The organism is Vibrio sp. Y2-5 (assembly GCF_014596725.1).
Taxonomy (GTDB): domain Bacteria; phylum Pseudomonadota; class Gammaproteobacteria; order Enterobacterales; family Vibrionaceae; genus Vibrio.
The window spans coordinates 235433-261777 of the sequence record NZ_JACVEG010000004.1 but is presented as its reverse complement, the minus strand read 5'-3'; the positions used below and the strand labels follow the sequence as shown (position 1 = coordinate 261777).

Genomic DNA, 26345 nt, shown 5'->3' with positions numbered 1-26345 from the left:
ATACCCACAGCGTTAGTGATACCTTGACCTAGAGGGCCAGTAGTAGTCTCAATACCCGGTGCGTAACCGTACTCTGGGTGACCCGGAGTTTTAGAGTGAAGCTGACGGAAGTTCTGTAGATCTTCAATAGAAAGCTCGTAACCTGTGAGGTGAAGCAGTGAGTAAATCAGCATAGAGCCGTGGCCGTTAGATAGGATAAAACGGTCGCGGTCAGCCCAGTCTGGGTTTTGTGGGTTGTGGTTTAGGTGATCACGCCAAAGAACTTCAGCGATATCTGCCATACCCATAGGTGCACCCGGGTGGCCAGAGTTAGCTTTTTGAACACCGTCCATGCTTAGAGCACGGATTGCATTAGCCAATTGTTTGCGATTCATAGTCGTTACTCAGTTAAGTTTTTAGTATTGCTGCGAACAGAGCGGACTCTGCTCAAAAGGAATAGGGTATAAAAAGAGAAGCGAGTTTTCACTCGCTTCAGTTAACTTTGTGATTAAAGCTTAGCTTCGATCATCGCTTCAAGTTTGCCTTGGTCGATAGCGAAGTTGCGGATACCTTCTGCAAGTTTCTCTACTGCCATTGGATCTTGGTTGTGATCCCATAGGAATTCAGCGTGAGTCATCGCTGCTGGACGCTCTTTGTTGCCATTAGAGTCAACAAGTTTCGCTACAACTTCACCTTCCGCTGCTTCTAGTTCAGCAAGAAGTGAAGGAGCAATTGTTAGACGGTCACAGCCAGCTAGCTCTAGGATTTCACCAATGTTACGGAAGCTTGCGCCCATAACAACAGTTTTGTAGCCGTGCTCTTTGTAGTAGTTGTAAATGGTAGAAACAGAAAGAACACCTGGATCTTCTTGAGCAGCGAAGTCACGACCTTCTTTTGCTTTGTACCAGTCCATGATACGGCCAACGAATGGAGAAATTAGGTACACGCCTGCTTCAGCACACGCGCGAGCTTGAGCAAATGAGAATAGAAGAGTCAGGTTACAGTTGATGCCTTCTTTCTCTAGAACTTCTGCAGCACGAATGCCTTCCCAAGTAGAAGCCAGTTTAATCAGGATACGATCGTTAGAAATGCCAGCATCGTTGTACATTTTGATAAGTTGACGAGCTTTAGCAATGCTGCCTTCAGTGTCGTAAGAAAGACGAGCATCTACTTCTGTAGAGATACGACCTGGGATCGTTTTTAGGATTTCTTTACCGATGTTCACTGCAAGCATGTCACAAGTATCTTGAACTTGCTGAGCCTTGTCATTGCTTTGAGTTTTCGCGTATTCGATAGCTTGATCGATAAGTGGTGCGTACTCTGCAATTTGAGCAGCTTTAAGAATTAGAGAAGGGTTAGTTGTTGCGTCTTCTGGTTGGTATTTTTTGATTGCTTCAATTTCACCGGTGTCTGCTACAACGGTAGTCAGTTTACGAAGTTGCTCTAATTTGTTGCTCATTTCGATCGTCCTATTTCTCGTTTCTCGTTGGGCTTTGCCTGCCATTTAATATGCCTGTCACAGAGCAAGACAATGTCATTTAACAAGACAAAAGTGTCACTTAGTACGACAAAATAGTGGCTTGGCATTGCAAACAGGTTAAGAAAACATTGTAGCTACTTTAACTCTACATATGAGTTCAACAACACTGTTCAATTCACATAAACATAATGTTTTTCACAGCTCGAACATTTGTAACGAACATATGTTCAACCTATGAGTAAATGATGTGCTCATATTTATCTGATCTGCGGTGAATGTCAATTGTGATTTCTCATTTCTAGTGACCTAAATCAACATTAATCTACTTGTGTTCAAAGGATGAATACGACAAAACGATTGCGCAAGCCTTGTTAAACGTAACAAGCATGTTCAATCTCTCAAAAATGGAGTGAGAAAATGTAATTGTTATGAGCAAATGTTGCATGTGTGCATAGGGCTAACATATGCTAAGTCAATGAGCGGATGCTCAGTTTTAAATACAATGAGCACAATTTCACAGATAAGAGTTGATGATGAACAATCCAACCCCAGAGATTTCGCTAGAAAGCACAGACTTATTGACTGAAGTGTCGGTCGCTTACTATCAAGACGGAGCGACTCAGGAAGAGATTTCTAAGAAGTTCGCACTCTCTCGCGCAAAGGTCGGTCGCTTGCTCAAACAAGCACGTGATGAAGGTATTGTTGAAATTACAGTTAAATACCATCCAGTATTCAGTGCTAAGATTGAGCAACGTTTGATTGAACGCTTTGGCGTAAAGCGAGCGCTGATCGCTCTAGATCAACCTAACGAAGAGCAGCAACGTCAGCAAGTAGCAGGTTTAGTTTCTCACTATCTAACCAATACGTTAAAAAATGGCATGGTGGTCAGTGTCGGCCAAGGGCGTAATGTATCCGCGGTAGCACACCACGTTGGTGTAATTACACCTCGCGATTGTAAGTTTGTCTGCGGTATCGGTGGTATTCACCCTCGCGGTGGTATGTTTAATGCTGACCATATCTGTCGTCAGTTGGCGAAAAAATACGGTGGTTCTTCTGAAACCTTATATGCGCCTGCTTATGCAGAAAATCGCGATCAGAAACTGGCATTCATGCAGAACGCAACGGTGAAGCAGACTCTGGATTTGGCGCGCAAAGCCGATATGGCTCTGATTGGTATCGGTGATATGAGCGAGAACAGTTACATGGTAGACCTTGGCTGGTTTAGCGCGGAAGAGGTGGTTCAATCACGTTTACAACAAGGCGTAGTAGGGGATTTCGCTGGTCACGACTTTTTCAATGTTCAGGGCGAGATTGCTAATACGGTAATGAATGACCGAGTGATTGGTTTGAGTATCGATGAATTCCGCTTAGTTTCAGAAGTGGTGGCAATTGCTGCAGAAAACAGTAAACCACTGGCACTATTAGGGGCTTTGCGTACTGGCGCGATTGATGTAATTGCGACCAGTGTTAGCAACGCCCTAACAGTTTTGAACTTGGATGAGCAGATGAGCAGTATCTCTCGTTCGTAAAAATAAAATAAGCTTTAGATGATTTCGCAAGGAGGCCATGGCCTCCTTTTTTTATATCAGAACAGTTCAAGTAGTTTTAAATTACCCCTTCCTCATTGCTTTTTGATAGTGAGGTCAATATCACGACTGCTTTTTAAACAGGGGCGTATTTGCATATCAAACTCTCATTTCGCCGCAAGCCATATTGCTATTTCGCGTTATCCATTTCATAACACTATAGAAACATTGATCATATACAACCATATAACAACATGTTGAAGGAGCACTTATGTATCAAAAACTAAGGACTGGTTTATTGGCTGTAGCGATGGCATTTTCTCTGCCTGCAATGGCAGAAAATTATACTATTGGTACCGGTAGCCAAAGTGGTACTTATTATCCATTGGGCGGTATGCTGGCTAAGATTTGGAGCGAAAACTTACCTGACTTTAATATGCGCGCAGAAGTAACAGCGGCATCGGTTGAAAATACCATTAAGGTCTCTACAGACAAACAATTGGTCGGTATCGCGCAGGGTAACGTTGTGTTACAAGCCGCGAGCGGTGTTAAACCTTTTCCTAAAAAACTCGACGTATCCGTTCTCTTTGCACTATATCCAAACGTGGTGCAATTCATCGTTCCTGCTAAATCTGATATCAACTCCATTGCTGACTTAAAAGGTAAGCGTATTTCATTGGGTGCTCCGGGCTCAGGTACTCGCGTGAGTGCAGTTAACATCTTAAATACCTTGGGTATCACCGAAGATGACATCAAAGCTCAATCGCTGAACTACACCGCGACAACCAGTGCGCTGGCGAATAATCAAATTGATGCGGGTGTGGTTGTAGGCAGTGTGGGCGTAGGGGCGATTACCGAACTTGCTCTGACTCGTGATATTCGTATCTTAAGTTTTAGCGAAGAGGAATTAGCGAAAATCACTCAAGATTATCCGTCATACATTCAAATTGATGTCCCTGCAGATTCTTACAACAAAGTACCTGCTTTTAAAGCACCAGCAGTTTGGAACGTGTTGGTTGTTAATAACAATATGAGTGAAGATATGGCGTACAACATGACCAAAGTGGCGTTTGAAAATATCGACAAAATCCGCCAAGTGATTGATGTAACTAAATTCACCACGATTGAGAATATGACTAAGCTGCAAGGTATCGCTCTTCACCCAGGTGCCGAGAAGTATCGTAAAGAACAAATGAAGTAAGCGTTGTAATGTCTGATCGCAAGTCTTGCTTCTCAAATGCACGGACTTGCGACAGACAAAATGGACTACAAGTAATGTTACATGGAGTAAGTGATGAGTGAAATTCATCCTCGTAACCAAAAAATTACCAATGTCATTGTTACGATAGCCGCGATTGCGGCTATCGCTCTTTCTGTTTTTCAGATTTGGCAGGGAATCTTAGCCAATCTTTCAGCCCCTGTTTTTAGACCAATTCACGTTAGCTGGGTATTGGCACTGGTATTTTTGGTATACCCACTGTTTAGTGACCGAAAGCCGTTTGCTATCTATCTTTTGGGACGAATTATTGACTTAGTGTGCGTGGTGGTCACCTGTTGGGCATCAACACAAGTTGCTTTATTTGACTACGATGATATCAGCTTCTTACTGGATGGATTGCAGTCACTAGATCAGGCTGCGGGAATCGTTCTAATTCTGTTGTTATTGGAAGCAACAAGAAGAACGGTTGGGTTGGTGATGGTGCTTATTGCGGTTTTGTTTCTGGTGTATGCCATGTTTGGCAATGTACTTCCGGATAACATTGCGAGCAAAGGCTTTAGTGTTGAAGAGATCATCCGTTTTCATATCTATTCAACCAATGGTGTCTACGGTGCGCCGTTGGCGATTGCCGCGGGCGTGGTGTTTATGTTTGTTCTCTTTGGTGCCTTTTTGCAAGTAACAGGTGCAGGTCAGTTCTTTATTGATATGGCATTTTCTGTTGCGGGTAAATATCGCGGTGGACCTGCTAAGGCGAGTGTTATCGCTTCTGCTGCATTGGGTTCAATCTCTGGTTCAGCCATAGCGAACACTGTGACTACAGGCGCTTTGACCATCCCTATGATGAAAAAGCTGGGATACAAATCTGAACAAGCTGCGGGTATTGAAGCTGCTGCATCAACAGGTGGGCAGATTATGCCTCCAGTAATGGGTGCTGGTGCGTTCGTAATGGCGCAGTTTACTGGTATTCCTTATAGCGAGATCTTAATTGTTTCTATTGCCCCAGCCATTTTGTATTTCGCGTGTACGCTACTTTATGTCCATCTTATGGCGTGTAAGTTAAATCTTCAGGGGATGACTCAAACCGAAAAAATCGTCACAGTGTTGCGCAGTGGTTGGCATTATTTGGTTCCACTTATTCTTATCACCGTACTGTTGATGTTGAGCTATTCACCAGTGTTGGTGGGTGTGTTTGGTTGTGCCTCAATCCTTTTAGCTGCTATGACACGTAAACACAGCCGTATCAGTGTGAAGATTTTCTTGGAAGGTCTTAAAGAAGGTGCGCTCTTGGCTCTGCCTATTTCGGTAGCGTGCGCCACGGCAGGTATTGTCGTCGGTGTGGTTGGCCAAACGGGGATTGGTTTGCAATTTACCCAATTTCTGATCGCAATGTCTGGTGGCTATCTATGGTCAGCGTTAGCGCTTATTGCGTTGGCGGCAGTTATCTTAGGTATGGGACTTCCGGTTACCGCAGCTTATATCGTGTTGTCGATAATGGCGGTACCAGCATTAATGGACTTCGGTGTGACCCTCCTGGCTGCGCACATGATCGTGTTCTGGTTATCGCAAACCTCTAACGTAACACCACCAATTGCACTTGCAGCATTTGCAGGCGCGGGGATCGCGAATGCGTCACCAATGCGCTCAGCCGTTCAGGCATTTAAACTTGCGCAGGGATTCTTCCTAATTCCGGCAATGATGGCATTTTCAGGATTGATTTGGGTTGAAGGTGAGCATCTGCATTTCGCCATCGGCATCATAGCAACCACTAGTTTGTTTATCGCCTTTGCTGGCGGAATAGAAGGGCGCTTATTTGCCCCTTTATTGATGTGGCAACGTGCGGTCTTACTATGTATGGCTCTAGGGGTATTGTTCTTATCTGATGTGAATCGCTTGATTGCTCTTGCCATTATCGTGGTAATTTGTCTGATGAACTATCGACAACAGAGCAGGGAGCTTTCGCAAGTATAGGGCGCTTTTTTATCAAATAATAAGGCCGTCAAATTGACGGCCTTATATTGAGTTAATAGTGCTATGCGTTGCTGGCACTGTTTAAAGCCAAGCTTATTGTTGCAGTTTCGCTTTTGCTTCTTCTACTTTAGAAAAATCCAAACCTAGTTCTTCAACGGCTTCTTTAATTAGAGCTGGGTTCTGCATTACCTGACCCATCAGCAGTTGCAATTGCTCCTGAGGCAGACCGAGTTGACCGACAATCGCCATTGCAGCAAGAGGATTCTGCGTCAATGCTTGGAATAGCTCTTGGATTTTGTCGTTGTTTACATTGTTCTCTTTCAACAGTGCAATAATTGGATTCATTCTTATACCTTAAAACAACTTAGATTGATTGTGTGTGAGTTTATAACAATTCTAGTTAGTCTTTAAATGGGAACTAAGCTTTTGTACATTTTTTATACGGGTTGTTAATCTCTAGACCATTGTTCGATGGGCTCAGAACTGTGTTGGCGAAAGAACTTATAGTTATGTTGCATATAATCATCTTTCTTTAATGAATTGAAATCCCACTGATTGATATCAAGTTCAAATTTAAGATCATTTCCTCGTAATATCAGCTGCTCAAAATAAGGTCTAGCGATTCTAAAAATTGCTGTATCGGGAGTTAAACAAGTAAACTGCGCTTTGTCTGGTGTTTGATTATTCACATAAAGAGATACGCTGTATTTAGTTTGTTCATCGCAGTGCATGGACTTAATGAAAGTAAACATAAAATAGCGATTGTTGGTAGTGTTTAATGACACTGCGAGCTGTTGCTTTAAGTCTACTTTTCTGTAAATCAGTTGTTTGGTGTCACTCGTTCTCGTACTTTGTGTCGCGGTTGTATCGTAACGTAGTAAAGGGCTTTCAACCCACATCCAGTTTAACTCTTCACTGCCGAAAGTTAATGCTTGGTAAGAGTAATAACCCAAATAACCAACGCTTGCTAAACCCAATACACCAATACCAATTAGTGTCGAATATTTAGTTTTCATTTTTCTGATTGGTTTCAATAGGTAAATCTGATGAAGCTCCCCATTCTGTCCATGAGCCATCATAAACAGAAAGATTCTCGTAACCACACACTAATGCGGCTAACAAAACGATACAAGCAGTAACACCTGAACCACAACTGAACACGTATTCATCGGCGTCTTTGGTCAGTGTTGATTTCAATATCGCAGCCAGGTCATTGGCTGTCTTGAGTTTATGTCCATCCATTAATTCGGCAAAGGGTAGGTTGCAGGAATTAGGAATATGACCACTGCGTAGCCCCGCTCTTGGTTCGGCTACTTGAGAAAGAAAGCGAGCACGGGAACGAGCATCGACGGTTAAACTTGTGTCGTCATCAATTTTCTCTTTAACGTAATTAGCATCAACGAAATAGTTTGGCTGTAAAGTGCCGTTAAAGTCGCCTTTTTCTATATCAGTGAGATATTCCTGAGTGACGTTGTAACCTTTTGCTTTCCATTCTGTTAAGCCGCCATTAAGGATGTAAACCTGTGAATGGCCGAAGGCTTTGAACATCCACCAGGCTCTAGGGGACGCAAAGGTGCCGCTGTTATCGTAAACAACGATGATGGAATCGTTATGGATTCCTAACTCTTGGGCAAGATGATTGAAGCGTTCTTCACTTGGCATCATATGTGGAAGTGACGAGTCAATGTCGCAAAACTCTTTGTCGTAATCGAAGCGACGAGCATTAGGGATTCTATTTACCCAGTCTTTTTCTGATTCTGAGGGGATCTGAAATTCTAGGCTGCTGTCTAGGATAACTAGGCGAGAATCTTCCAAACGCTCGACAAGCCATTCGGGTGAAACAAGTGGTGACATTCAACAAATCCTTAGTTGGGTTCACGTAAAACTTAGTCCATTAAAGTACTCAATTAAGGGCAAGAAATAAAACGATAATAGACATCTTGTTGTTCGGTTAATACTTTCTGCACAGTGATCACCTCGCCGATCTGGCAATCTGTGGTTGGCGGTACGTTGATAAGCTGCTTTCCGATATCCTTTGATTCAATTAGGAAATAGCGTCTCTGACCGTCCAGTGATTGAGTTAGCGTATTGTCGATAAGGTGAACTTGAAGTTCGGTTTGAGTACGCTCTGGTCGCAAGGAAAGGATTGCGACCAGTAATAAGGTCATTAGTAACAACAGTATGGTCAGTTTCTTAGATGAAGACATTCGCAGTTACTTTCAACTGCCACAAGTAGGGCAGTGAGGTTGTTTCATTAGCTTCATTTCGCGCCAAGACATGGTCATAGCATCAAGCATTAGAATCTTGCCCTGAATCGGTTTACCCAAACGTGCAATGACCTTAATCGCTTCCATTGCCTGAACTGCACCAATAATGCCTACTACCGGTGCCATGACACCCGCTTCTACACAAGAAAGTGCATTACTGCCGAACAGAGCACTTAAGCATTGATAGCAAGGCTCTTTCTGATCCTGATAAGTAAACACGCTCACTTGGCCTTCCATACGAATGGCGGCGCCGGAAACTAACGGTGTTTTGGTTTGGTAACAGAGGCGATTAAGCTGGTTACGCGTATCTACGTTGTCGCTGGCATCCAGCACCAAATCATGGTTCTGAATCAGGCTTAATAAGGCTTCATCATCCAGTCTCTTGGCGACGGTAACAATTTCAAGCTCTGGATTAAGTTCTTTTAAAGCATGTGCAGCGGAATCAACTTTCAGCGTGCCGATATCCGCATCATGATGAAGAACCTGACGCTGTAAATTCGACAGCTCTACTTTATCGTCATCAATCAGCGTCAGTTTTCCAATGCCAGCGGTGGCGAGATATTGGCTCGACGCACATCCCAAGCCACCAGCGCCGAGAATCAGAATCGAAGAATGTTTCAGCGCTTCTTGTCCTTCAAAATCAAATGCTTTTAGGATGATCTGGCGGTTGTAACGCAGCATTTCTGCATCGCTTAGGATTTCCATATTCGAGCCTAATATAACGTTGAGTTAAACAGTTGAATGTTGACGGTTTCACCCACTTCAACACTGCCGCGTTCACGTTCAAGTACCACAAAACAGTTGGCTAAGCTCATAGAACGGAATGCGCCTGAACTCTGATTCCCCGTCGTTTCTACGACGAACTGACCATTTTCGATAGTGTAAATACCGCGTTGGTAATCCGTTCTGCCCGGTGATTTTTTGAAAGCAGTGCGAGTAATCGCCGGAATCGATTCTGGTGCTTTCCATAGCGAATGACCACCAAGCTTAGCCAACATAGGCTGAACCAACACATACATAGTCAGTACTGCAGAGACAGGATTGCCCGGAAGTCCACAGAACCAAGCATCACCCAGAGAACCGAAAGCAAAAGGTTTACCCGGTTTAATCGCCAGTTTCCAAAAGCCGATTTGACCTACTTCATCTAAGATGTCTTTGGTAAAATCAGCTTCACCTACACTCACACCACCTGAGGTTACAACCACGTCAGCAAGGCTTTGTGCTTTTTCAAATGTATCTTTAAGGGTTTTAGGGCAATCAGGAATGATGCCTAAATCAATCGCTTCACAGCCAAAGTTAATGATTAGCGGTTTGATTCCGTAACGGTTGCTGTCATAAATTTCGCCAGCTTTAAGCTCAGTGCCCAATGGTTTCAGCTCGTCACCAGTAGAGAAAAAGGCAACTTTCGGTTTTCTGAAAACAGTTACGTGGCTAACACCTAAGGTCGCGATCATCGGAATATCACGAGCGGTCAGACGAGCACCTTTGCTGAGAACGATATCGCCTTGGCGAATGTCGTCGCCAACAGGGCGAATATTATTATTCGGCTTAACCTGAGTTTGGCAAAAAACAACGCCGTCTTCGGTGGGTGTCGCTTGCTCTTGCATGATCACCGCATCACAACCTTGCGGAATTTGTGCACCAGTCATAATACGTACACAGGTCATTGACGGCCATTGGCCTTCAAAAGGCTGACCAGCAAACGATTTACCCGCAACTGGCAGAGGTTGGTTTTGCGTTAATTCGCTGATTCTAACCGCGTACCCATCCATAGCAGAGTTATCGAATGGTGGTACGTTGATAGGTGAAAGAATGTCTTCTGCAAGTACATAGCCGATGGCGTCTGCGAGTGGAAGTTGAAGTGTCGATTGAATTGGTTTAATGCCAGCCAGCATTTTTTCTAAAGCTTCTTCAAGAGGCATTAAGCCTGGAGCGTCACAACAGCCCATTCGTTATTCCTGTAGTCTTTTTTGTTGGGAGATACTCTAACATAGTAGAGCTATTTGCATATGCCCTTTTTACTGACAGGGACATACCTTGCTTCGTAGATAGGGACAGCATTTCCACCTATAAAATAGGGGTGTAATTATGTAAGAATCCGAGTATCCTTGTCAGCCATCCGAAAGGGGTAAAGTAAGAGGAATGTGAATGTCATCAGGTCTTAGCGAATCAGCAAAGTTAGTTAAAGATGCGCTAGAGCGCCGTGGTTTGGAAACGCCAATGTTACCAAATACGGTGAGTCGTGAAGAGAAGAAAGAAAAGATTGAGAGTCACATGCGTGAAATCCTCAATTTACTTGGTCTTGATCTGACCGATGATAGCCTAGAAGAAACACCGCATCGTATTGCAAAGATGTATGTGGATGAGATTTTTTCAGGTCTAGATTATAGCAATTTCCCCAAAATCACTGTGATTGAAAACAAGATGAATGTGAGTGAGATGGTGAAGGTGAAAGACATCACAGTAACCAGCACTTGCGAACATCACTTAGTGACGATTGATGGTAAAGCCGCTGTTGCTTATATTCCTCGTGGCAAAATTATTGGTCTGTCTAAGATCAATCGCATCGTCCGCTTTTTTGCTCAGCGTCCTCAGGTTCAAGAGCGTATGACTCAGCAAATTCTGGTTGCTCTGCAAGCTCTTCTGGAATCCGATGATGTGGCTGTCACTATTGATGCTACCCACTACTGTGTGAAATCTCGTGGTGTGATGGACGCAACCAGCGTAACGACTACCACTGCGCTCGGCGGTATTTTCAAATCCAACCCTGCAACACGCGCTGAATTTCTTCACGGTTTACGTTGAGCAGCGGCTGTTGAATGCAGCGTAAAGAATATAAAAAGGGCATCCATAGTGGATGCCCTTTTTTGACTTCAGATAACCGCAGACTTACATCGATCCACCAACTTGAGCAATCAATAGGGCGTCGCTACCTTCTTTGACGGCGTCTTGTTGATGTGTTGCTTTGAAATAAACAAAACCGAGGGCAAACAAACCCAAGAAAATTAGTGATAGTAGGGCATTGTAGTAAACCATCGCAACCAGTGCGACTACGGCTAAAACAAGTGCTACTGCTGGCGCATACGGGTAAAGTGGTGCTCGGAACGGGCGTTCTAACGTTGGTTCAGTTGCACGCAGTTTGAACAGAGCAAGCATTGAAATGATGTACATCACAATCGCACCAAATACAGCCATAGTCACTATGTTTGCTGTTAGCGGTTGACCACCAATCACAATCAGATTGTCTGAGAAAATAGCGGCAATACCTACAACACCGCCAGAAATAATGGCCCAGTGTGGAGTTTGGAAACGTTGGTTTACTTTAGATAATGATTTAGGTAAGAAACCTGCGCGTGATAAAGCAAAGATCTGGCGAGAGTAGCCCATTATGATGCCGTGGAAAGAGGCGATTAGACCAAACAAACCCAGCCATACCAACATATGTAACCATCCACTTGATTCTCCTACAATCATCTTCATCGCTTGAGGCAGTGGATCGTTGATGTTTGAAAGTGCACGCCAGTCGCCAGCACCACCAGCAAAGAACATAACGCCAACCGCAAGAACAACCAGCGTCAGAATGCCTGAAACAAATGCGATTGGAATGGTACGTTGCGGATCTTTCGCTTCTTCTGCTGCCATTGAAGCGCCTTCAATCGCAAGGAAGAACCAAATTGCAAAAGGAATGGCTGCAAAAATGCCTGACATCGCTTCACCAGAGAATACATCACTGCCAGCCCAACCATTTGCTGCAAAGTTTGCAAACGAGAAGCCAGGAGACACTACACCCATGAAGACGAGAAGTTCTACGATAGCAAGAATGGTGACACACAATTCAAAAGTAGCAGCAATGCTAACGCCAATCAGATTGAGCCCCATGAAGATGATGTAAGCCACCACTGCGACCAGTTTGGGATCGAGAGTGGGGAACTGAACATTCAAGTAAGCACCGATCGCCATAGCAATGGCTGGTGGGGCGAAGACAAACTCAACTAAGGTTGCGAAACCTGCAATGTATCCACCCACAGGACCAAAAGCACGATAAGCATAGGCGAATGGTCCACCCGCGTGCGGTATCGACGTGGATAGTTCAGTAAAGCTAAAAATAAATGCCGTGTACATGGTGGCAATGATAATGGTAGTGATGAGGAAACCTAGTGTTCCCGCCTGTGCCCATCCGTAGCTCCAGCCGAAATATTCGCCCGAAATTACGAGGCCAACAGCAATGCCCCATAACTGAAATTTTCCTAAAGTCCGTTTTAGACCTGTTTTGTTGTTTTCCATACAGTAATCCCTAAAAATCCTTGTGATTAAAAATGACTATTTAAAAGTGGTTAGTGAAAAAAAATGTCCGTTTGGTTGTTGTTCCAGCAGGGTATCGTCAGAACGATCTTTCAACCCCACGCCAGTTAATTTGAGTTGGCGAGATTCCGACAACAAGTAAAAGCACTTATGAGCTGCCGCTTGATATGGCAAACCTTCAGGGCGTACATTGGAAATACAGTTCCTAAGCGAATCCTCTTTCCCTCGGTGCGGGTTCCAAGTTAAGTAGAGCCCTAAGCTATCTGGAGAACTGAGCCCTGGTCGCTCACCAATCAGTACCAACACCTCTTTGGCATTGATTGACTCACCGACATCGTCACCGACAGCAACTCGTCCCTGGTGAACGATACATAAAGGCGCGATATTCCAATCGTGTTTGTTGTCCTGAGAGAGCAGTGATACCAAAGAATCTAAGAACGGAGCCGCATGGTGGTTGATGGCATAAGAAGACAAGCCATCAGCAATTACGATTGCCAAATCATAAGGTGTTGGTGTTTGGTCGCTGTGCTTTTTGAGCGCATCAATGGATATATCATCTAACTTACGACCTAAGTCTGGTCGTTGCAGATACGTTAGTCTGTCTGTGGCTTGGCTATGTAAAGAGATAGCTGGTAAGCACTTGGATAACGAAGCATTGGCACTAAGGTCGGATAACAGTTTTTGTTCGTCTAGTGGCACATGCACCGCATCAATAGCTTGCGCGTGTGAGAGCTGAAAACGCAGCAATTCTTCTGTAGGGATACTCGTCCCGACACGGCCAATACCAACGCGAGCTTGTGTGAATTGACGCAATTTGTTCCATGGATCTTTATGAACCAGTTGATTCAGTTCAACGACGTTACTCATCGTAGCTCCTTAACTAAACCGAGTGGTGTTTGGAAGTGCGGAGAAAGATGATTCGTCAACTGGGACTGATTATCTTGACTGAAAATTTCCATGTGCTTAAGCCACGCTTCAAATTCTGGTGCTGGCTTCAAACTTAACGCTTGGCGAGCATACAAAGCGTCATGGAAAGAGGTGGTTTGGTAGTTAAGCATAATGTCATCAGAGCCAGGAATTCCCATGATGAATGAGCATTCTGCCACTCCGAGGAGTGGCAGTAGGTTATCCATATCGTTTTGATCGGCGTAGGCGTGGTTGGTGTAGCAAATATCACAGCCCATCGGTAATCCCAGCAATTTTCCGCAGAAGTGGTCTTCAAGTCCTGCGCGTGTGATCTGTTTGCCATCAAACAAATACTCTGGGCCTATAAATCCCACTACAGTGTTCACGAGTAACGGATTAAATTTGCGGGCGAGTGCATAGGCGCGCACTTCACAGGTTTGCTGATCGACGTTGTGATGACCATTCGCTGAGAGGGCGCTACCTTGACCGGTTTCAAAGTACATAACGTTATTACCGATAGTGCCGCGTTTCAGACTCAGCGCTGCGTCGTACGCTTCTGCAAGTACATTGATATTGACACCAAAACCCTGGTTGGTTGCTTCTGTGCCACCTATAGACTGGAAAACTAAATCCACGGGTGCGCCTTTCTCAATGCACTCTATCGTGTTAGTCACATGGGTGAGTACACAGCTTTGGGTTGGAATGTCGTAGTGCTGAATGACTTCATCCATTAACTTCATTAGCTTACAGGCTTGGCTAACACTGTCTGTAGCTGGATTGATACCAATAACGGCATCGCCATTACCGTACATTAAACCGTCGAACATTGATGCGGCGATGCCACTGACATCGTCAGTTGGATGATTCGGTTGCAAGCGGGTAGAAAGGCGACCCGGCAGTCCGATGGTGTTACGAAACGCGGTGATTACTTGGCACTTTTTTGCAACCAGAATGAGGTCTTGGTTACGCATGATTTTGCTTACAGCCGCAGCCATTTCAGGCGTTATGCCTTTACTGACACGAGAAATTTCAACCGAGGTTGTCGACTCTAACAAAAGCCAGTTTCGAAAATCACCAACGGTTAAATGAGCGATTTCGAGAAAAGCCTGTGCGTCGTGTTCATCAATAATGAGTCGTGTGATCTCGTCTTGCTCATACGGGATCAGTAAGTCTTGCAGGAAGGTTTTCAATGGCAAGTCGGCTATCACCATCTGTGCGATTACTCTTTCCTCTGCTGAAGAGGCAGCAACACCTGCCAGTTGATCTCCGGAGCGCAGCGGGGACGCTTTTGCCATCACTTCTTTTAGCGATGCAAACTGGTAGGTTTGGCAACCCAATTGATATCGATAGTTTGAACCCATAATACCTCTCAAACTGGGTGTGAACTTTGCATTTCAGTTGATTATCGAGTTTGCTAATTTCGTTCCTTTTCTATGACGGAAACGTGCAAAATTGAAAAAGTATTTAAAAACAAAAGGTTAATTAGGTTGCTGTTTGGTGGTGGTGCAAGGTAGGAATATGAATTTAGTTCAATCGCATGATGAAGATAATTCATGCGCACCAGTGAGGTGCAAACAGTACAGTTTTGATGTCAATCAGCAGGCACAGACACTAAGTGCTTGGGAACAAAGATATACTCAGCACGGTTCTGGGCAGTTTAACGGCTATTTGGACGAATTAAAGTTGCCAAAGCTGCACCTTTTTGAGGAATACACCAGTCAAACCATTCATCAAGAATGTTGCGTAAACCCAGATGCACTCTGGATAGGATTTTCTTTAGATGAACAGCGTCCAAAGGTGAACGGAAGGACTGCTGAAAAACATCAGCTGATGATTCGACCTGCTCACGAGCACTTTGAGTTGACCACTCCTGACAACTTCAACATCTTTGGTATTGTGATTGATAGAGAACTGCTCGCAAATAGTATTGGCTTAGAGGAGCTTGAGGGTTGGGAAAACACGTGTTTAATCGAAAATTCTCAAGCATCGCACGGCTGTTGGGCGTTGGTAGACCTGATAAAGCAATCTCTTAGTCACCACACAGCGTTGGGACGCAAGTTGCTTAATTTGACTGATCCGAATGAAATTAAGCTTCAATCGCAGTTGATTCATCTGATGGAACAATCGCTCATTACTAGGTTAGGACAGTATCAAGTTGCTGGTACACCTGAACACTCTCGAGGTTATGTAACCCGCCGTGAGGCCTTAAAACGCATCAACAATCATATTGAGCAGACGGGTAATTATCCATTAACAATAAATGAAATGAGTTCGATTGCTTGTGTGAGTCAAAGAACCTTGCACTATTGTTTTGAAAAAGAATTGGGTTTAAGCCCAAATACGTTTCTTAGAGATTGTAGGCTCAACGCCGTTCGAAGAGATTTACTTAACATAGATGAGCAAAGAGCGATTTGCGATATCGCATTGCATTACGGCTTCTATCATTTAGGCACATTCAATCACTACTACAAGTTACTATTTGCTGAAACGCCCAGCCAAACTAGAGGCCGGGCGTCAAAATATCAGTATGTGAGTGTCGTTAAGCGATTTCTTCGTTGAAATCTATCCAACATAAATATTATTTATTGAACAGAGAAAGCCATTCGCCATAACCTTCTTGCTGCATCTTATCGACAGGTACAAAACGCATCGCAGCCGAGTTCATGCAGTATCTTAAACCCGTTGGCGCTGGGCCATCATCAAACACGTGGCCTAGATGAGAGTTAGCAAAACGGCTGCGAACCTCAGTTCTGGTATAAAACAGTTTGTTGTCATCGTGAGTTACAATGTACGCCGAACTGATTGGCTTGGTGAAACTTGGCCAGCCTGTCCCTGATTTGTATTTATCGGTGGAAGAAAACAGAGGCTCGCCAGAAACGATATCCACGTAGATACCTGCTTGTTTGTTGTCCCAGTATTCATTTTGGAAAGCACGTTCGGTGCCTTCCTCTTGAGTCACGTGATACTGTAGCTCTGTCAGTTTTGCTTTAATCTCTTTATCAGACGGGCGAGTGTATGCTTTCACACTGTTGAGAGCTTTTGTTTTATCGATAATTTCTCGTAACGTGACTGGCTTTTCAACTCGGTCTTCACCGAAAATCTCGTCGAGGTATTGGTCACGTCCTGACGCATAACGATAGTACTTATAACGCAGTGAGTTATTTTTGTAATAGTCTTGATGGTATTCTTCCGCACGCCAAAACTTGGTGTATTTAATCAGCTCGGTTTTTAATGGCTTTTTGAAAATTCCAGTTTGGTCGATTTCTTTGATGAAATTGGCGGCAATCCGCTTTTGCTCATCATTGTGATAAAAAATAGCAGGGCGGTATTGGTTGCCACGGTCGACAAAAGAACCTTGGTCATCGGTTGGGTCGATATGTCGAAAGAACTGATCCAGTACTTGTTCGTATGTGACTTGTTTAGGATCGTAAGTCACCTGTACAGACTCAATGTGTCCAGTTTTGCCTGAAGAGACTTGTTTGTAATTGGGGTTATCGACATTTCCGCCAGCATAACCAGAGACAACGTCAATGACGCCCGGCAGTTTTTCCATATCCGACTCAGTACACCAGAAGCAACCACCAGCCAAGGTCGCTACTTCCGTTTGTCCCGATTTCATTTGATCAGAGTGAGTTGATGCCATTTCGCTGGAGGCATGACTGAACGAAAAAATTGATAAAGGTATTGCTGCAAAGAGTAGCAGTAGTGCTGTTGAGCGTTTCATGACTGTTCTTACCCGTTTTTATTATCGATATAAGAAAAGAACGGCACACGAAGTGAAAAATTTCAAACTGTTTAATAAAGAAATAAATCGATAGCTAAAGAAAAGGCAGTTCTATTGAAAAACTGCCTTGTTGATATTGATTGGGTGCAATTAACTCAAACCAATAATATGTCCGTGTTCGTCGATGTCTAACGACATAAAGGCGGGCTTATCTGGTAGGCCGGGCATGGTCATGACGTTGTCGCACAGAGCATACACAAAGCCAGCGCCAGCGCAGAGTTTGAGTTCTCGGATCATCACTTCAAATCCGCTTGGTGCGCCTTTGATTGAAGAGTTTGTAGTAATGGATAGCGGTGTTTTTGCAAAACAGAGCGACAGGTTTTCAAAGCCTTCTTCACTAAGCTGTTGTAACTGAGTTTGCGCTTTGTAACTGAGCATAAACGAACCTGCACCGTAGCCTTTGGTGACCACATTGGTAATTTTGGTTATGAGCGAATCTTCAGCTTGGTATAGGGGCACAAACAGAGATTCTTTCTCACATTGCTTAATGACCTTCTCTGCCAGTTCTTTAGTGCCTTCACCACCTTTGACAAACCCTTCAGAAAGCGCCACTTCGACATCGTTTGGCAGAGCTTCGATAAGTTCAATAAGCTGCTGTAGCTCTTCATTGGTATCTTGTGGAAAACGGTTAATCGCGACCACGGCAGGAATGCCGTATTTATTTACGTTATTGATGTGCCACTTTAAGTTCTCAAAACCAGCCAGTAACGCGTCATTATCTGGCGTGAACAATGAATCGGGGATTGCTTGACCAGGGCGTAAATCGATTTGCCCAGAGTTCGCTTTTAGCCCGCGTAGAGTTGCCACGATTACGGCGCAGTCCGGTGTTTTTCCCGATGCTTTGGTTTTGATGTTACAGGCTTTTTCAAAGCCCATGTCAGAACCAAAACCGCCTTCTGTGACTGTGTATTCGGCTAAACGTGTAGCGATGTCATCAGCAATGATAGAGGAATTACCGTGAGCAATATTGGCAAAGGGTCCAGCATGAATAAGGGTTGGTACACCTTCCAAAGTTTGCATCAAAGTTGGTTTGATCGCTTCTTTCATACTGACCGTCATCGCGCCAGCGACTTGCAAGTCTTCCGTGGTAACAGGGTGACCATCGAAACTGTAGCCAACCACAATCTTGCCTATACGTTGGCGTAGGTCTTTAAGGTCTGAAGCCAAGGCCAGAATCGCCATCAGTTCAGACGCAGCAGAAATATCGAAGCCATCAGTACGTTCATAACCGTTGATGGTTTTGCCCATTTCGTTTTGGCCAACGGTTACCATGCGTAGTGCGCGATCGTTATGGTCAACAACACGTTTCCAAACAACCTGATGTGGGTCGATTCGTAGTGCTTTAAGCTGGGTTCTGCGCTCGAAATCTTCGTAGCCGTTACGTTGCTCATGGTAGATGCGAGCGTCAATAGCAGCAGAGGCTAGGTTATGGGCGGCGGTAACCGCGTGAATATCACCAGTTAAGTGCAGGTTTAGCTCTTCCATTGGCGCAACTTGCGAATAACCACCACCTGCGGCTCCACCTTTCACTCCAAAAATTGGCCCCATAGAAGGTTGGCGTATACAGGCAAAGACCGACTGGTTTAATTTCGCTAACCCTTGAGCTAAACCGATCGTCGTAACGGTCTTTCCTTCACCAAGTGGAGTAGGAGTGATTGCTGTTACCAACACAAACTTGCCAGCAGGTTTTGTATGCAAACGTTCTAAACATTTTAATGAGACTTTTGCTTTGTAATGTCCGTGGCTTTCGAACTCCTCAGCAAGTAAGCCTGCCTTTTCAGCAACGGCATCAATGTGAGTCAATTGAGTAGAACGGCAAATGTCGATGTCTGATAGCATAAAATCCTCAGAAGGTGTTTGTATTTAGTGGGGCAAACGTTTGCGCCGGAATATTATCTAGAATTAAATCGATGTAAAGGGTTTTTACAAGAGGATTGTGCGATTGCAGTAATTTTCAAAATAATGCTGATTTGTGTCAAGTCTTGGATAATAGTCACTCAACTGGAAATGATGAACAAAGTTTATAAAACAGCAAGGTGACCAATATGATCACCTTGCTGTTGTCATTCTAAAGAGTTGTGCTATTTATGCCAGAGGTATTCACTACGCCAATTGTATTAGCTTCTCAACCAAGCGTTCGATACCTGATGCGGCTTCTGAGATACTGCCCGCCAACATATAGGCTGGAGTAGAGAGTACGTTGTGTTCATGGTCATAGACGAAGTCATCTACTGGGCAGTTGATATGGTCACCACCCATGTGATTGAAAGCGATGGCGGTATCTTTGTCGTTGCCAATCGTGCCTTGAACGCCGTGCTCATAAATCATTGGAATAATGGTTGGCGCGATACACAGATAAGCCGCTGGTTTACCCGATTGAGCGAATGCTCGACAAGCTGAAGCTACATGAGCATTAATGGTGCACTCTGTGCCTTTAACTGCAAAATCGGTCAAGTTTTTGGCCGCGCCAAATCCACCGGGAAGAAGTAACGCGTCGTAGTCGTCTGCTTTGAGTTTTTCAACATCATCTATCTTGCCTCGAACTAGGCGAGCGGCCTCCACCAGAACATTGCGCTTTTCTGTCATCACTTCACCAGTCAGGTGATTAATCACATGCAGTTGTTCGATGTTAGGTGCAAAACAGTGCCAGCTTGCACCTTGCTTCTCAATGGCATGGAGTGCTAAGACAGCTTCATGTATTTCTGAGCCATCGAAGACACCACAGCCACTTAAAATCACGGCTACTTTTTTCATCGACTGATTCCTTTTGTTCCGCGGGGATCTATTAAAGCTTACGACCTTTTTTCGCTTTGACTTGGTTATCGGTAGATAATTTTAGCTGAGGATCGGAAGTTGGATCGTCGCACAGATCACAGCTCGAATTTTGTTCATTTTCACTTTGTGAGTCTGTGTCACTATCTGGGTAATGTTTCACAACGAATGGAATAAGCATTACAGATGAAGGCAAGAAGTGTTTCATAGTAAATCCAATTGATTTTTAAACAATGACTAACGGTTTTTATATGTCGATAATCGCCGACGTTTATTGTGCTAAATCAGTGAACAGGCCTTTTTGTCGATTTCGCCTTTTTTTTGTTGTGACTCAGAATATGCCTTCATCCCAAACAGGTTTGTCTCTACCTAATTTATCCGCAACAAATTCCATAAATGCCCTTACTTTATGAGGAAGATGTTTACGTTCAGGAAACACGGCATAAATGGCGTGTTCGGGCAAAGAGTAAGGTCTCATGATTGGCAGTAAATTTCCTGACAAGATGTCTTTGCTCACCAAAAAGGTCGGTAATTGGCCAACACCTAATCCTTCGATGAGCGCGCGTCGGATAGCCTCACTGTTGTTAACAATGAAGTTTCCTTTAGGAATCACTTTAAACTCATTATGTTGCTGCTCAAACGTCCATTCACTGCCGCCTCTAAAATAGGAGTAAACCAAGCAGTTATGGTCGATCAAATCAGAGGGCTTATGCGGCGAGCCATGACGATTGATGTATTCTGGTGAGGCACACAAAACGCTTTTGCAATTAACCAGCCGCTTAGCCACCAGATTTGAGATGGGGAGGTTACCGATACGAATGGCGAGGTCGAACTCTCCTGCGATTAAATCGACCATTTGATCTTCAAGTTGCAGATCGATGGTGACCTTTGGAAATTGCTCAAGAAATTCGGCAATGATAGGGGCGATGTAAAGCACGCCAAATGACATTGGGGCGGTTATCTTAAGCTTGCCTTTAGGTTCTCCTTGCAGCTCAGTGACGGCGTCCATCCCTTGTTGTGCCAATGCTAGCGCTTGAGAAACATGGTCATAGTAGCGTTTGCCTGCTTCAGTCAGGCTCAGTTTTCGTGTGGTTCGATTGAGCAGACGTATACCAAGTTCATCTTCCAATTGGGTAACGCGTTTACTGATTGCTGATTTCGTAACGCCCAGCTTTTCGGCGGCGAGCGAAAAGCTTCCGCATTCGACGACAGCGACGAAAATAGGGATGGTAGCGAACGTATTGTCCATAATTATTGTTGCCTCTAAATTAACAACAAGTTTCCGTTGCTAGAGATTATCATTTTATGGAAAACAATCTACACTAGGCACACCGTTTTTGAGGAGACAGATATGAAGTACGACTGGATATTATTTGATGCTGATGAAACCTTGTTCCACTTCGATGCTTTAAAAGGCATGCAGTTAATGTTTGAACGCAAAGGCGTGAATTTTACACAACAAGATTTTGATCATTATCAGCAGGTCAATAAGCCACTTTGGGTCGATTATCAAAACGGTACTATTACTGCCGAAGAACTTAAGCATATCCGCTTTAAAGCCTGGGCTGAGAAACTCGAGACCACCACTGCGGAATTGAACAGCGCATTCTTAGAAGCGATGGCCGATATCTGTACTCTTTTGCCGGGCGCGAAAGAGTTGATGGATGCATTAAACGGCAAAGCGAAACTGGGTATTATCACCAATGGTTTTACGGAACTTCAGGCCATTCGTTTGGAAAGAACCGGAATGACTCAATACTTTGATCATGTAGTGATTTCAGAAGAAGTGGGTGTCGCTAAGCCTGATGCAGGCATATTCCAGCATGCAATGGAGAAAATGGGGAACCCGAGCAAAGAGCGAGTACTGATGGTCGGGGATAATCCGCATTCAGATATTCTTGGTGGCTTAAACTTCGGTATTGAAACATGCTGGTTGAATGTGCATCAACATCAAAAACCCGAAGGGATTAATGCGCATTATGAAGTGCAATCGCTGCATGAGTTGCGTAGTATTCTGTTAGCATAATTCGTACTCAACAGGTGTACATCACAAGATGTAGGTGAAAGGAATACTGTGCAATACGTGAAAATTAAAGATGCCATCGTTGAACAAATTGACGCTGGCATGTTATCTCCAAGACAGAAGCTCCCTTCTGAGCGTAAATTGGCAGAGTCATTTGATACGACTCGCGTAACACTGCGTGAGGCGTTATCGCTACTTGAAGCTGAAGGGCGTGTATTCCGTGAAGACCGACGTGGCTGGTTTATATCTCCAGATCCACTACGTTATGATCCTACTCAAACGCTCAATTTTAATAAGATGGCTGAGGCACAGAACCGTGTGCCAAAAACTGAGCTGCTTGCAGCGAAAGCGATGATAGCCAACAAACAAGCATCAGCACTGCTTGGATTAAAACCCTTCTCAGATATCTATCGGGTGGACAGAGTGCGATATCTTGATGCTCGTCCTGTGGTATTTGTAACTCACTACATTCGCCCTGAGCTGTTTCCCGATCTTCTGTCTCACGATATGTCACAGTCATTAACCGAACTTTATAAAGAACACTACTCGACGCAGTATCAGTCGGTACGTTATCGGATTTCGACAAGCTCACTGTTGGGTGAAACTGCACAAGCTCTTCGAGCAACCGATGGTACGCCAACCATGGTAGTGGAGAGGATTAACTATGATGCCAATGGTGATGCAATATGTTGCGATATAGAGTATTGGCGCCATGACGCTATCAGTATCGAATCAGTCGCTCAATTCTCCAGATAAAAAATCCAAAGCAAGAAAATAGCCTGCTAATGCAGGCTATTTTTATCTGTCTGTTCGCCGTTCGAAAACTAGTGTTGTTCTTCTGCGTCTTGGCGTTTAATCACTTTGTGACCATCTTCGCTCACGCCATTTTTCCAGTAACTGCTGATATAGATGAAATCCCTGTCTATCTCTTTGTCATTACGGAAGTATTGGCGCAGGGTTTTCATTGAATCAAACTCGCACGCGCACCAAACGGCACATTGCCCCTCTAACCAAGTCTGTGTTTTGACCAGTTCAACCAATTTATCGCCGTATTCAGCAATGGCCCACATCACTTTTACACCTTGTGGTGCTTCCAGTGTTTGCACATCTTCATGTTCGTTGACCTCGATAACCGCGTAACCGCGCGTATGTTTATCTAGGTTTGCCAGTGTTACCGCCAGTGCTGGTAGTGAAGTCATGTCAGCGACAAGGAATACCCAATCTGCATTTGGATTCGTAGATTGACCTTGCCCCGGTCCTGCAATAGAAATGGTGTCGCCTGCTTTCGCATTCATTGCCCAACGGGCAGCGAATCCAGACGATGGATCGTGAGTCATATGGCGGACAAAATCGACAACAATGCTGTTTTTCTGCGCACCAAATTCACGGATTGTAAAAGTGCGCATGATCGGTCTTGCGTCTTCTTCTAAATCCGAGAGTTGAGTTGAGCCTTGTGGTGAGAACAGAAGCTTAATGTAGTCGCCTTCGTTTTGTTTTCCAAAGTGAGCAATAGCATCACCTTGTAATGTAATTCTTTGAATGCTGGGTGAAACTTGTGCAGCGTCGATAACCGTTAATGGGTAAGCGCTTCTTTGATTTTTCTGCATAGTAACTTCTTTCGTACTGGTAACAATATCGTCATTTTCTTATTAATTTCGACGTAACTTTAGCTGTAAAAATGCAGCTTATCAATGATAATAATTGTCATTTACGAAAGTTTACATCCAGATCTCAGGGTGATTATGGAAATAAAAAGCACACTTTTTGTGCGTAAATTGAGTGTTATTGCCCCAAATAAGTTCAATAACATTGAATTCGATCGAGGTAAGTCTTCTGTTTTACTCGGTTCTGATACTCAAGCGGAGTTGCACTGACCAGTTTTTTAAATTCACGGAGAAAGTGGGATTGATCGCTAAAACCTAAGTTAAAAGCGAGGTCAGAGAAAGCGATTTTATCGAGATGGTTTATATCATAAATGGCAGATTGGCAGCGAATTGCACGACAAAATGCTTTGGGTGTAAGCCCTAGATCTGCGCGAAACTGGCGTTGTAGAGTCCGGCTGCAATAGCCCGTAAATGCTTCGAGATCCTGAACCTGAATATTCCCTTTCTCATGACAAATTTTGGCGGCGACTTGATGGGTTAAGTTGGTTGGCTTTCTACCTTGTTTTCCCTGCATAAATTGTTTAGCAATTTGTACCTGCTCTTGAAAAGAGCTGGCACTTACAATTTGCTCAACCAGATCCTGAGAATTCATTACTACATCAACAATATTGCACTGTTTATTAGTCAGTTCTGGGGCTGAAATTTCAATAAAGTCAGGGATAAAACCCGGTACAAAACGCATTCCGAAATAGCGATGATTTTGGTTAAAAGCGACTTCAGTCGCTTCCAAAGTTGTACCGCAAACCAAACCCACAGGGCTGTCAGAATCACAATCAAAAAGCAGGTCGACACAACCGTCCGGAATGGCTGTTGTTGGAGTTTGAGATTTACCCACTTCAAAGCTGTAGAAGTGAGAAATAACCGGGTTTTCCGTCGTTAAGTTCGTGGCATATTTTTCGGCACTGAGCACAAACCAAGGTTGCTTGGAGTGTATGTTTGCTACCTGATAAGAGTGAAGTGAACTTAACATGATTTCTTGCCTTTCCGTTCGCTTGAAATATTAAAAAATCGTAACGATTTTGTTTCCCTTGTGTTTACGTTGTTAGCAGCAAGTGTGCCAAAAATCAGAATTCAAAAATGGCGGACAAGATTTTTGTCTGTGTCGCAAAAATACAATACGCACAAAAAATCGCTCACTAGTATCGAGTTATCCACTCAAGGAAGAGTCTCAAAAATCACGCTAAGGTTTGAACTTTGGTGTTGGTGGGAAGGCTACGAGAGAGGACTAACAATTAACCCTATGGATACAGGTGAATGTATGTCAGCAAACACGAAAATTGATTTTATCTATCTATCTGAAAAGGACATGATCGCAGCAGGCGTAACCAACATGCCTCAATGTGTGGACACGATGGAAGAGATGTTCGCACTGCTTTATCGCGGTGACTACCGCATGGCGGGAGCAAACAACGATTCTCACGGGGCAATGATCACTTTCCCTGAAGAACCTGAATTTGCAACCATGCCAAAGCACTCTCCAGACCGCCGTTTGATGGCGATGCCAGCATATTTAGGTGGTAGTTTCCAAACCTGTGGCGTGAAATGGTATGGCTCTAATATCGCTAACCGAGAAAAAGGTCTGCCACGTTCGATTTTGATGTTCACGCTTAATGATGCTGACACTGGCGCTCCTTTGGCTCATATGTCCGCTAACCTGCTTTCTGCATATCGCACAGGTGCAGTTCCGGGTGTAGGCGCTCGTCACCTTGCACGAAAAGATGCAAAAGTTATCGGTTTATTAGGCCCGGGAGTGATGGGTAAAACATCGGTAGCGGCTTTCATGGCTGCGTGTCCCCTAATCGATACTCTTAAAGTGAAAGGGCGAGGTAAGAAGAGTCTTGATGATTTTATTACATGGGTTCACGTGAACTACCCACAAATCACCACAGTAAAAATTGTCGATACCATTGAGGATGTTGTTCGTGATTCTGACATCGTCACTTACTGCAACTCCGGTGAGACTGGTGATGTGTCTAGCTATCCAGAGGTAAAACGCAATTGGGTAAAACCGGGCGCTTTTCTATCAATGCCTGCGTACTGCCGATTAGATTCCGATCTTGAAAAAGAAGATGTACGAAAAGTAGCGGATAACCCTGGTCTTTATGAAGCATGGTTTGAGGAAGTGCCAAAACCCGCCCACCAATACATCCCAATCATCGGCGTTCGTTTTATGGACATGATTGAAGAAGGCTTGATGAAAAAAGAGCAGTTTGAAGACTTAGGCAAAATCGTTGCTGGAGATGCGGTTGGTCGTCAAAACGACGAGGAGATCATCATTTTGTCGGTGGGCGGTTTACCCGTTGAAGACGTGGCTTGGGGTACGGTGGTCTATCGCAACGCAATTGAACAAGGTATTGGCGTGAAACTGAATCTTTGGGACGAACCAGCGCTGCGTTAAATATAATTTTTCGCTAGTCACAACATATTGGTACTTCACTTTCATTTAGGAAATCAG

At 44.1% G+C, this 26345-nt stretch carries 25 protein-coding genes and 1 pseudogene; 8 read left to right on the top strand and 18 right to left on the bottom strand.

Annotated features, from left to right (window positions below; translation table 11 throughout):
- Positions 1 to 374, bottom strand: a pseudogene (locus tag HUO09_RS13570) (transketolase); the annotation flags it as partial.
- A 113-nt stretch (positions 375 to 487) separates the two neighbouring features.
- On the bottom strand, positions 488 to 1438 hold the full coding sequence (tal, locus tag HUO09_RS13565) for a transaldolase (protein WP_188234316.1): 951 nt from the start codon (positions 1436 to 1438) through the stop codon (positions 488 to 490).
- Between the two features lie 554 nt (positions 1439 to 1992).
- Between tal and HUO09_RS13560 the strand changes: the two genes are divergently transcribed.
- The 3 genes from HUO09_RS13560 (at position 1993) to HUO09_RS13550 (ending at position 6172) form a co-directional block, all read left to right on the top strand.
- Entirely contained in the window at positions 1993 to 2988 is a 996-nt protein-coding gene (locus HUO09_RS13560) for a sugar-binding transcriptional regulator (protein WP_167413750.1), read from the top strand.
- A 268-nt stretch (positions 2989 to 3256) separates the two neighbouring features.
- Positions 3257 to 4186, top strand: coding sequence for a TAXI family TRAP transporter solute-binding subunit (locus tag HUO09_RS13555; RefSeq protein WP_102942623.1), 930 nt, complete (start codon positions 3257 to 3259; stop codon positions 4184 to 4186).
- Between the two features lie 93 nt (positions 4187 to 4279).
- Positions 4280 to 6172 carry a TRAP transporter fused permease subunit gene (locus tag HUO09_RS13550; protein WP_188234315.1) on the top strand — a complete coding sequence of 631 codons (1893 nt, stop codon included), beginning with the start codon at positions 4280 to 4282 and terminating at the stop codon, positions 6170 to 6172.
- A gap of 93 nt (positions 6173 to 6265) precedes the next feature.
- Here HUO09_RS13550 and HUO09_RS13545 read toward each other — a convergent pair whose 3' ends face one another.
- The 6 genes from HUO09_RS13545 to moeA form a co-directional block, all read right to left on the bottom strand.
- Positions 6266 to 6517, bottom strand: a complete 252-nt coding sequence (locus HUO09_RS13545) for a DUF2999 family protein (protein WP_188234314.1) — start codon at positions 6515 to 6517, stop codon at positions 6266 to 6268.
- A gap of 104 nt (positions 6518 to 6621) precedes the next feature.
- Entirely contained in the window at positions 6622 to 7188 is a 567-nt protein-coding gene (locus HUO09_RS13540) for a hypothetical protein (protein WP_223159444.1), read from the bottom strand.
- A complete protein-coding gene (locus tag HUO09_RS13535) occupies positions 7178 to 8026 on the bottom strand; it encodes a sulfurtransferase (RefSeq protein WP_188234313.1) in 849 nt (282 codons plus the stop codon). The genes HUO09_RS13540 and HUO09_RS13535 overlap by 11 nt, the downstream gene beginning before the upstream one ends.
- A gap of 53 nt (positions 8027 to 8079) precedes the next feature.
- Positions 8080 to 8379 carry a hypothetical protein gene (locus HUO09_RS13530; protein WP_188234312.1) on the bottom strand — a complete coding sequence of 100 codons (300 nt, stop codon included), beginning with the start codon at positions 8377 to 8379 and terminating at the stop codon, positions 8080 to 8082.
- Between the two features lie 12 nt (positions 8380 to 8391).
- On the bottom strand, positions 8392 to 9144 hold the full coding sequence (gene moeB, locus HUO09_RS13525) for a molybdopterin-synthase adenylyltransferase MoeB (protein WP_188234311.1): 753 nt from the start codon (positions 9142 to 9144) through the stop codon (positions 8392 to 8394).
- Between the two features lie 8 nt (positions 9145 to 9152).
- Positions 9153 to 10388 (bottom strand): molybdopterin molybdotransferase MoeA, encoded by a 1236-nt coding sequence (gene moeA, locus HUO09_RS13520; protein ID WP_188234310.1) that lies wholly within the window; start codon positions 10386 to 10388, stop codon positions 9153 to 9155.
- 199 nt (positions 10389 to 10587) lie between these two features.
- Between moeA and folE the strand changes: the two genes are divergently transcribed.
- Entirely contained in the window at positions 10588 to 11244 is a 657-nt protein-coding gene (gene folE / locus HUO09_RS13515; RefSeq protein WP_167413739.1) for a GTP cyclohydrolase I FolE, read from the top strand.
- A gap of 84 nt (positions 11245 to 11328) precedes the next feature.
- Here the strand turns inward: folE and eat are convergent, their stop codons facing one another.
- The 3 genes from eat to HUO09_RS13500 are packed head-to-tail and all read right to left on the bottom strand — an operon-like array spanning position 11329 to position 15008.
- Positions 11329 to 12723: an ethanolamine permease gene (gene eat, locus HUO09_RS13510; protein ID WP_188234309.1), complete on the bottom strand. Its 1395-nt coding sequence runs from the start codon at positions 12721 to 12723 to the stop codon at positions 11329 to 11331.
- Positions 12724 to 12759: 36 nt separating this feature from the next.
- On the bottom strand, positions 12760 to 13608 hold the full coding sequence (eutC, locus tag HUO09_RS13505; protein WP_188234308.1) for an ethanolamine ammonia-lyase subunit EutC: 849 nt from the start codon (positions 13606 to 13608) through the stop codon (positions 12760 to 12762).
- Positions 13605 to 15008 (bottom strand): ethanolamine ammonia-lyase subunit EutB, encoded by a 1404-nt coding sequence (locus HUO09_RS13500; RefSeq protein ID WP_188234307.1) that lies wholly within the window; start codon positions 15006 to 15008, stop codon positions 13605 to 13607. The genes eutC and HUO09_RS13500 overlap by 4 nt, the downstream gene beginning before the upstream one ends.
- A gap of 157 nt (positions 15009 to 15165) precedes the next feature.
- Here HUO09_RS13500 and HUO09_RS13495 point away from each other — a divergent pair, with 157 nt between their 5' ends.
- A complete protein-coding gene (locus HUO09_RS13495; protein ID WP_223159443.1) occupies positions 15166 to 16206 on the top strand; it encodes a helix-turn-helix domain-containing protein in 1041 nt (346 codons plus the stop codon).
- A gap of 19 nt (positions 16207 to 16225) precedes the next feature.
- Here the strand turns inward: HUO09_RS13495 and msrB are convergent, their stop codons facing one another.
- From msrB to HUO09_RS13470, 5 genes are all read right to left on the bottom strand, one after another.
- Positions 16226 to 17371, bottom strand: a complete 1146-nt coding sequence (msrB, locus tag HUO09_RS13490; protein ID WP_188234306.1) for a peptide-methionine (R)-S-oxide reductase MsrB — start codon at positions 17369 to 17371, stop codon at positions 16226 to 16228.
- 150 nt (positions 17372 to 17521) lie between these two features.
- A complete protein-coding gene (locus HUO09_RS13485; RefSeq protein WP_188234305.1) occupies positions 17522 to 19270 on the bottom strand; it encodes a formate--tetrahydrofolate ligase in 1749 nt (582 codons plus the stop codon).
- Positions 19271 to 19534: 264 nt separating this feature from the next.
- Complete coding sequence (elbB, locus tag HUO09_RS13480) at positions 19535 to 20185, bottom strand: isoprenoid biosynthesis glyoxalase ElbB (protein ID WP_167412048.1); 651 nt, start codon at positions 20183 to 20185, stop codon at positions 19535 to 19537.
- A gap of 31 nt (positions 20186 to 20216) precedes the next feature.
- Positions 20217 to 20411, bottom strand: coding sequence for a hypothetical protein (locus tag HUO09_RS13475; protein ID WP_167412049.1), 195 nt, complete (start codon positions 20409 to 20411; stop codon positions 20217 to 20219).
- 123 nt (positions 20412 to 20534) lie between these two features.
- Entirely contained in the window at positions 20535 to 21452 is a 918-nt protein-coding gene (locus HUO09_RS13470) for a LysR family transcriptional regulator (RefSeq protein ID WP_188234304.1), read from the bottom strand.
- A 102-nt stretch (positions 21453 to 21554) separates the two neighbouring features.
- Here HUO09_RS13470 and yjjG point away from each other — a divergent pair, with 102 nt between their 5' ends.
- Positions 21555 to 22229, top strand: coding sequence for a pyrimidine 5'-nucleotidase (gene yjjG / locus HUO09_RS13465; protein WP_188234303.1), 675 nt, complete (start codon positions 21555 to 21557; stop codon positions 22227 to 22229).
- Between the two features lie 48 nt (positions 22230 to 22277).
- Positions 22278 to 22982 carry a phosphonate utilization transcriptional regulator PhnR gene (phnR, locus tag HUO09_RS13460; RefSeq protein ID WP_188234302.1) on the top strand — a complete coding sequence of 235 codons (705 nt, stop codon included), beginning with the start codon at positions 22278 to 22280 and terminating at the stop codon, positions 22980 to 22982.
- 68 nt (positions 22983 to 23050) lie between these two features.
- Here the strand turns inward: phnR and HUO09_RS13455 are convergent, their stop codons facing one another.
- Positions 23051 to 23833, bottom strand: a complete 783-nt coding sequence (locus HUO09_RS13455; RefSeq protein WP_188234301.1) for a siderophore-interacting protein — start codon at positions 23831 to 23833, stop codon at positions 23051 to 23053.
- A gap of 193 nt (positions 23834 to 24026) precedes the next feature.
- Complete coding sequence (locus HUO09_RS13450; RefSeq protein ID WP_188234300.1) at positions 24027 to 24860, bottom strand: AraC family transcriptional regulator; 834 nt, start codon at positions 24858 to 24860, stop codon at positions 24027 to 24029.
- A gap of 288 nt (positions 24861 to 25148) precedes the next feature.
- Between HUO09_RS13450 and HUO09_RS13445 the strand changes: the two genes are divergently transcribed.
- Positions 25149 to 26288, top strand: coding sequence for a tyramine oxidase subunit B (locus HUO09_RS13445; protein WP_188234299.1), 1140 nt, complete (start codon positions 25149 to 25151; stop codon positions 26286 to 26288).
- The last annotated feature ends 57 nt before the right edge of the window (positions 26289 to 26345 follow it).

Excerpts from the sequence above, each read along its gene's own strand:
- HUO09_RS13495 (WP_223159443.1), top strand. The coding sequence starts at position 15,166 with ATGAATTTAGTTCAATCGCATGATGAAGATAATTCATGCGCACCAGTG.
- moeA (WP_188234310.1), bottom strand. The coding sequence starts at position 10,388 with ATGGGCTGTTGTGACGCTCCAGGCTTAATGCCTCTTGAAGAAGCTTTA.
- eutC (WP_188234308.1), bottom strand. The coding sequence starts at position 13,608 with ATGAGTAACGTCGTTGAACTGAATCAACTGGTTCATAAAGATCCATGG.
- HUO09_RS13445 (WP_188234299.1), top strand. The coding sequence starts at position 25,149 with ATGTCAGCAAACACGAAAATTGATTTTATCTATCTATCTGAAAAGGAC.
- folE (WP_167413739.1), top strand. The coding sequence starts at position 10,588 with ATGTCATCAGGTCTTAGCGAATCAGCAAAGTTAGTTAAAGATGCGCTA.
- HUO09_RS13500 (WP_188234307.1), bottom strand. The coding sequence starts at position 15,008 with ATGGGTTCAAACTATCGATATCAATTGGGTTGCCAAACCTACCAGTTT.
- HUO09_RS13540 (WP_223159444.1), bottom strand. The coding sequence starts at position 7,188 with ATGAAAACTAAATATTCGACACTAATTGGTATTGGTGTATTGGGTTTA.
- HUO09_RS13530 (WP_188234312.1), bottom strand. The coding sequence starts at position 8,379 with ATGTCTTCATCTAAGAAACTGACCATACTGTTGTTACTAATGACCTTA.
- HUO09_RS13545 (WP_188234314.1), bottom strand. The coding sequence starts at position 6,517 with ATGAATCCAATTATTGCACTGTTGAAAGAGAACAATGTAAACAACGAC.
- msrB (WP_188234306.1), bottom strand. The coding sequence starts at position 17,371 with ATGAAACGCTCAACAGCACTACTGCTACTCTTTGCAGCAATACCTTTA.
- moeB (WP_188234311.1), bottom strand. The coding sequence starts at position 9,144 with ATGGAAATCCTAAGCGATGCAGAAATGCTGCGTTACAACCGCCAGATC.
- HUO09_RS13455 (WP_188234301.1), bottom strand. The coding sequence starts at position 23,833 with ATGCAGAAAAATCAAAGAAGCGCTTACCCATTAACGGTTATCGACGCT.
- yjjG (WP_188234303.1), top strand. The coding sequence starts at position 21,555 with ATGAAGTACGACTGGATATTATTTGATGCTGATGAAACCTTGTTCCAC.
- HUO09_RS13450 (WP_188234300.1), bottom strand. The coding sequence starts at position 24,860 with ATGTTAAGTTCACTTCACTCTTATCAGGTAGCAAACATACACTCCAAG.
- HUO09_RS13470 (WP_188234304.1), bottom strand. The coding sequence starts at position 21,452 with ATGGACAATACGTTCGCTACCATCCCTATTTTCGTCGCTGTCGTCGAA.
- HUO09_RS13555 (WP_102942623.1), top strand. The coding sequence starts at position 3,257 with ATGTATCAAAAACTAAGGACTGGTTTATTGGCTGTAGCGATGGCATTT.
- elbB (WP_167412048.1), bottom strand. The coding sequence starts at position 20,185 with ATGAAAAAAGTAGCCGTGATTTTAAGTGGCTGTGGTGTCTTCGATGGC.
- HUO09_RS13475 (WP_167412049.1), bottom strand. The coding sequence starts at position 20,411 with ATGAAACACTTCTTGCCTTCATCTGTAATGCTTATTCCATTCGTTGTG.
- eat (WP_188234309.1), bottom strand. The coding sequence starts at position 12,723 with ATGGAAAACAACAAAACAGGTCTAAAACGGACTTTAGGAAAATTTCAG.
- HUO09_RS13535 (WP_188234313.1), bottom strand. The coding sequence starts at position 8,026 with ATGTCACCACTTGTTTCACCCGAATGGCTTGTCGAGCGTTTGGAAGAT.
- HUO09_RS13560 (WP_167413750.1), top strand. The coding sequence starts at position 1,993 with ATGAACAATCCAACCCCAGAGATTTCGCTAGAAAGCACAGACTTATTG.
- HUO09_RS13550 (WP_188234315.1), top strand. The coding sequence starts at position 4,280 with ATGAGTGAAATTCATCCTCGTAACCAAAAAATTACCAATGTCATTGTT.
- tal (WP_188234316.1), bottom strand. The coding sequence starts at position 1,438 with ATGAGCAACAAATTAGAGCAACTTCGTAAACTGACTACCGTTGTAGCA.
- HUO09_RS13485 (WP_188234305.1), bottom strand. The coding sequence starts at position 19,270 with ATGCTATCAGACATCGACATTTGCCGTTCTACTCAATTGACTCACATT.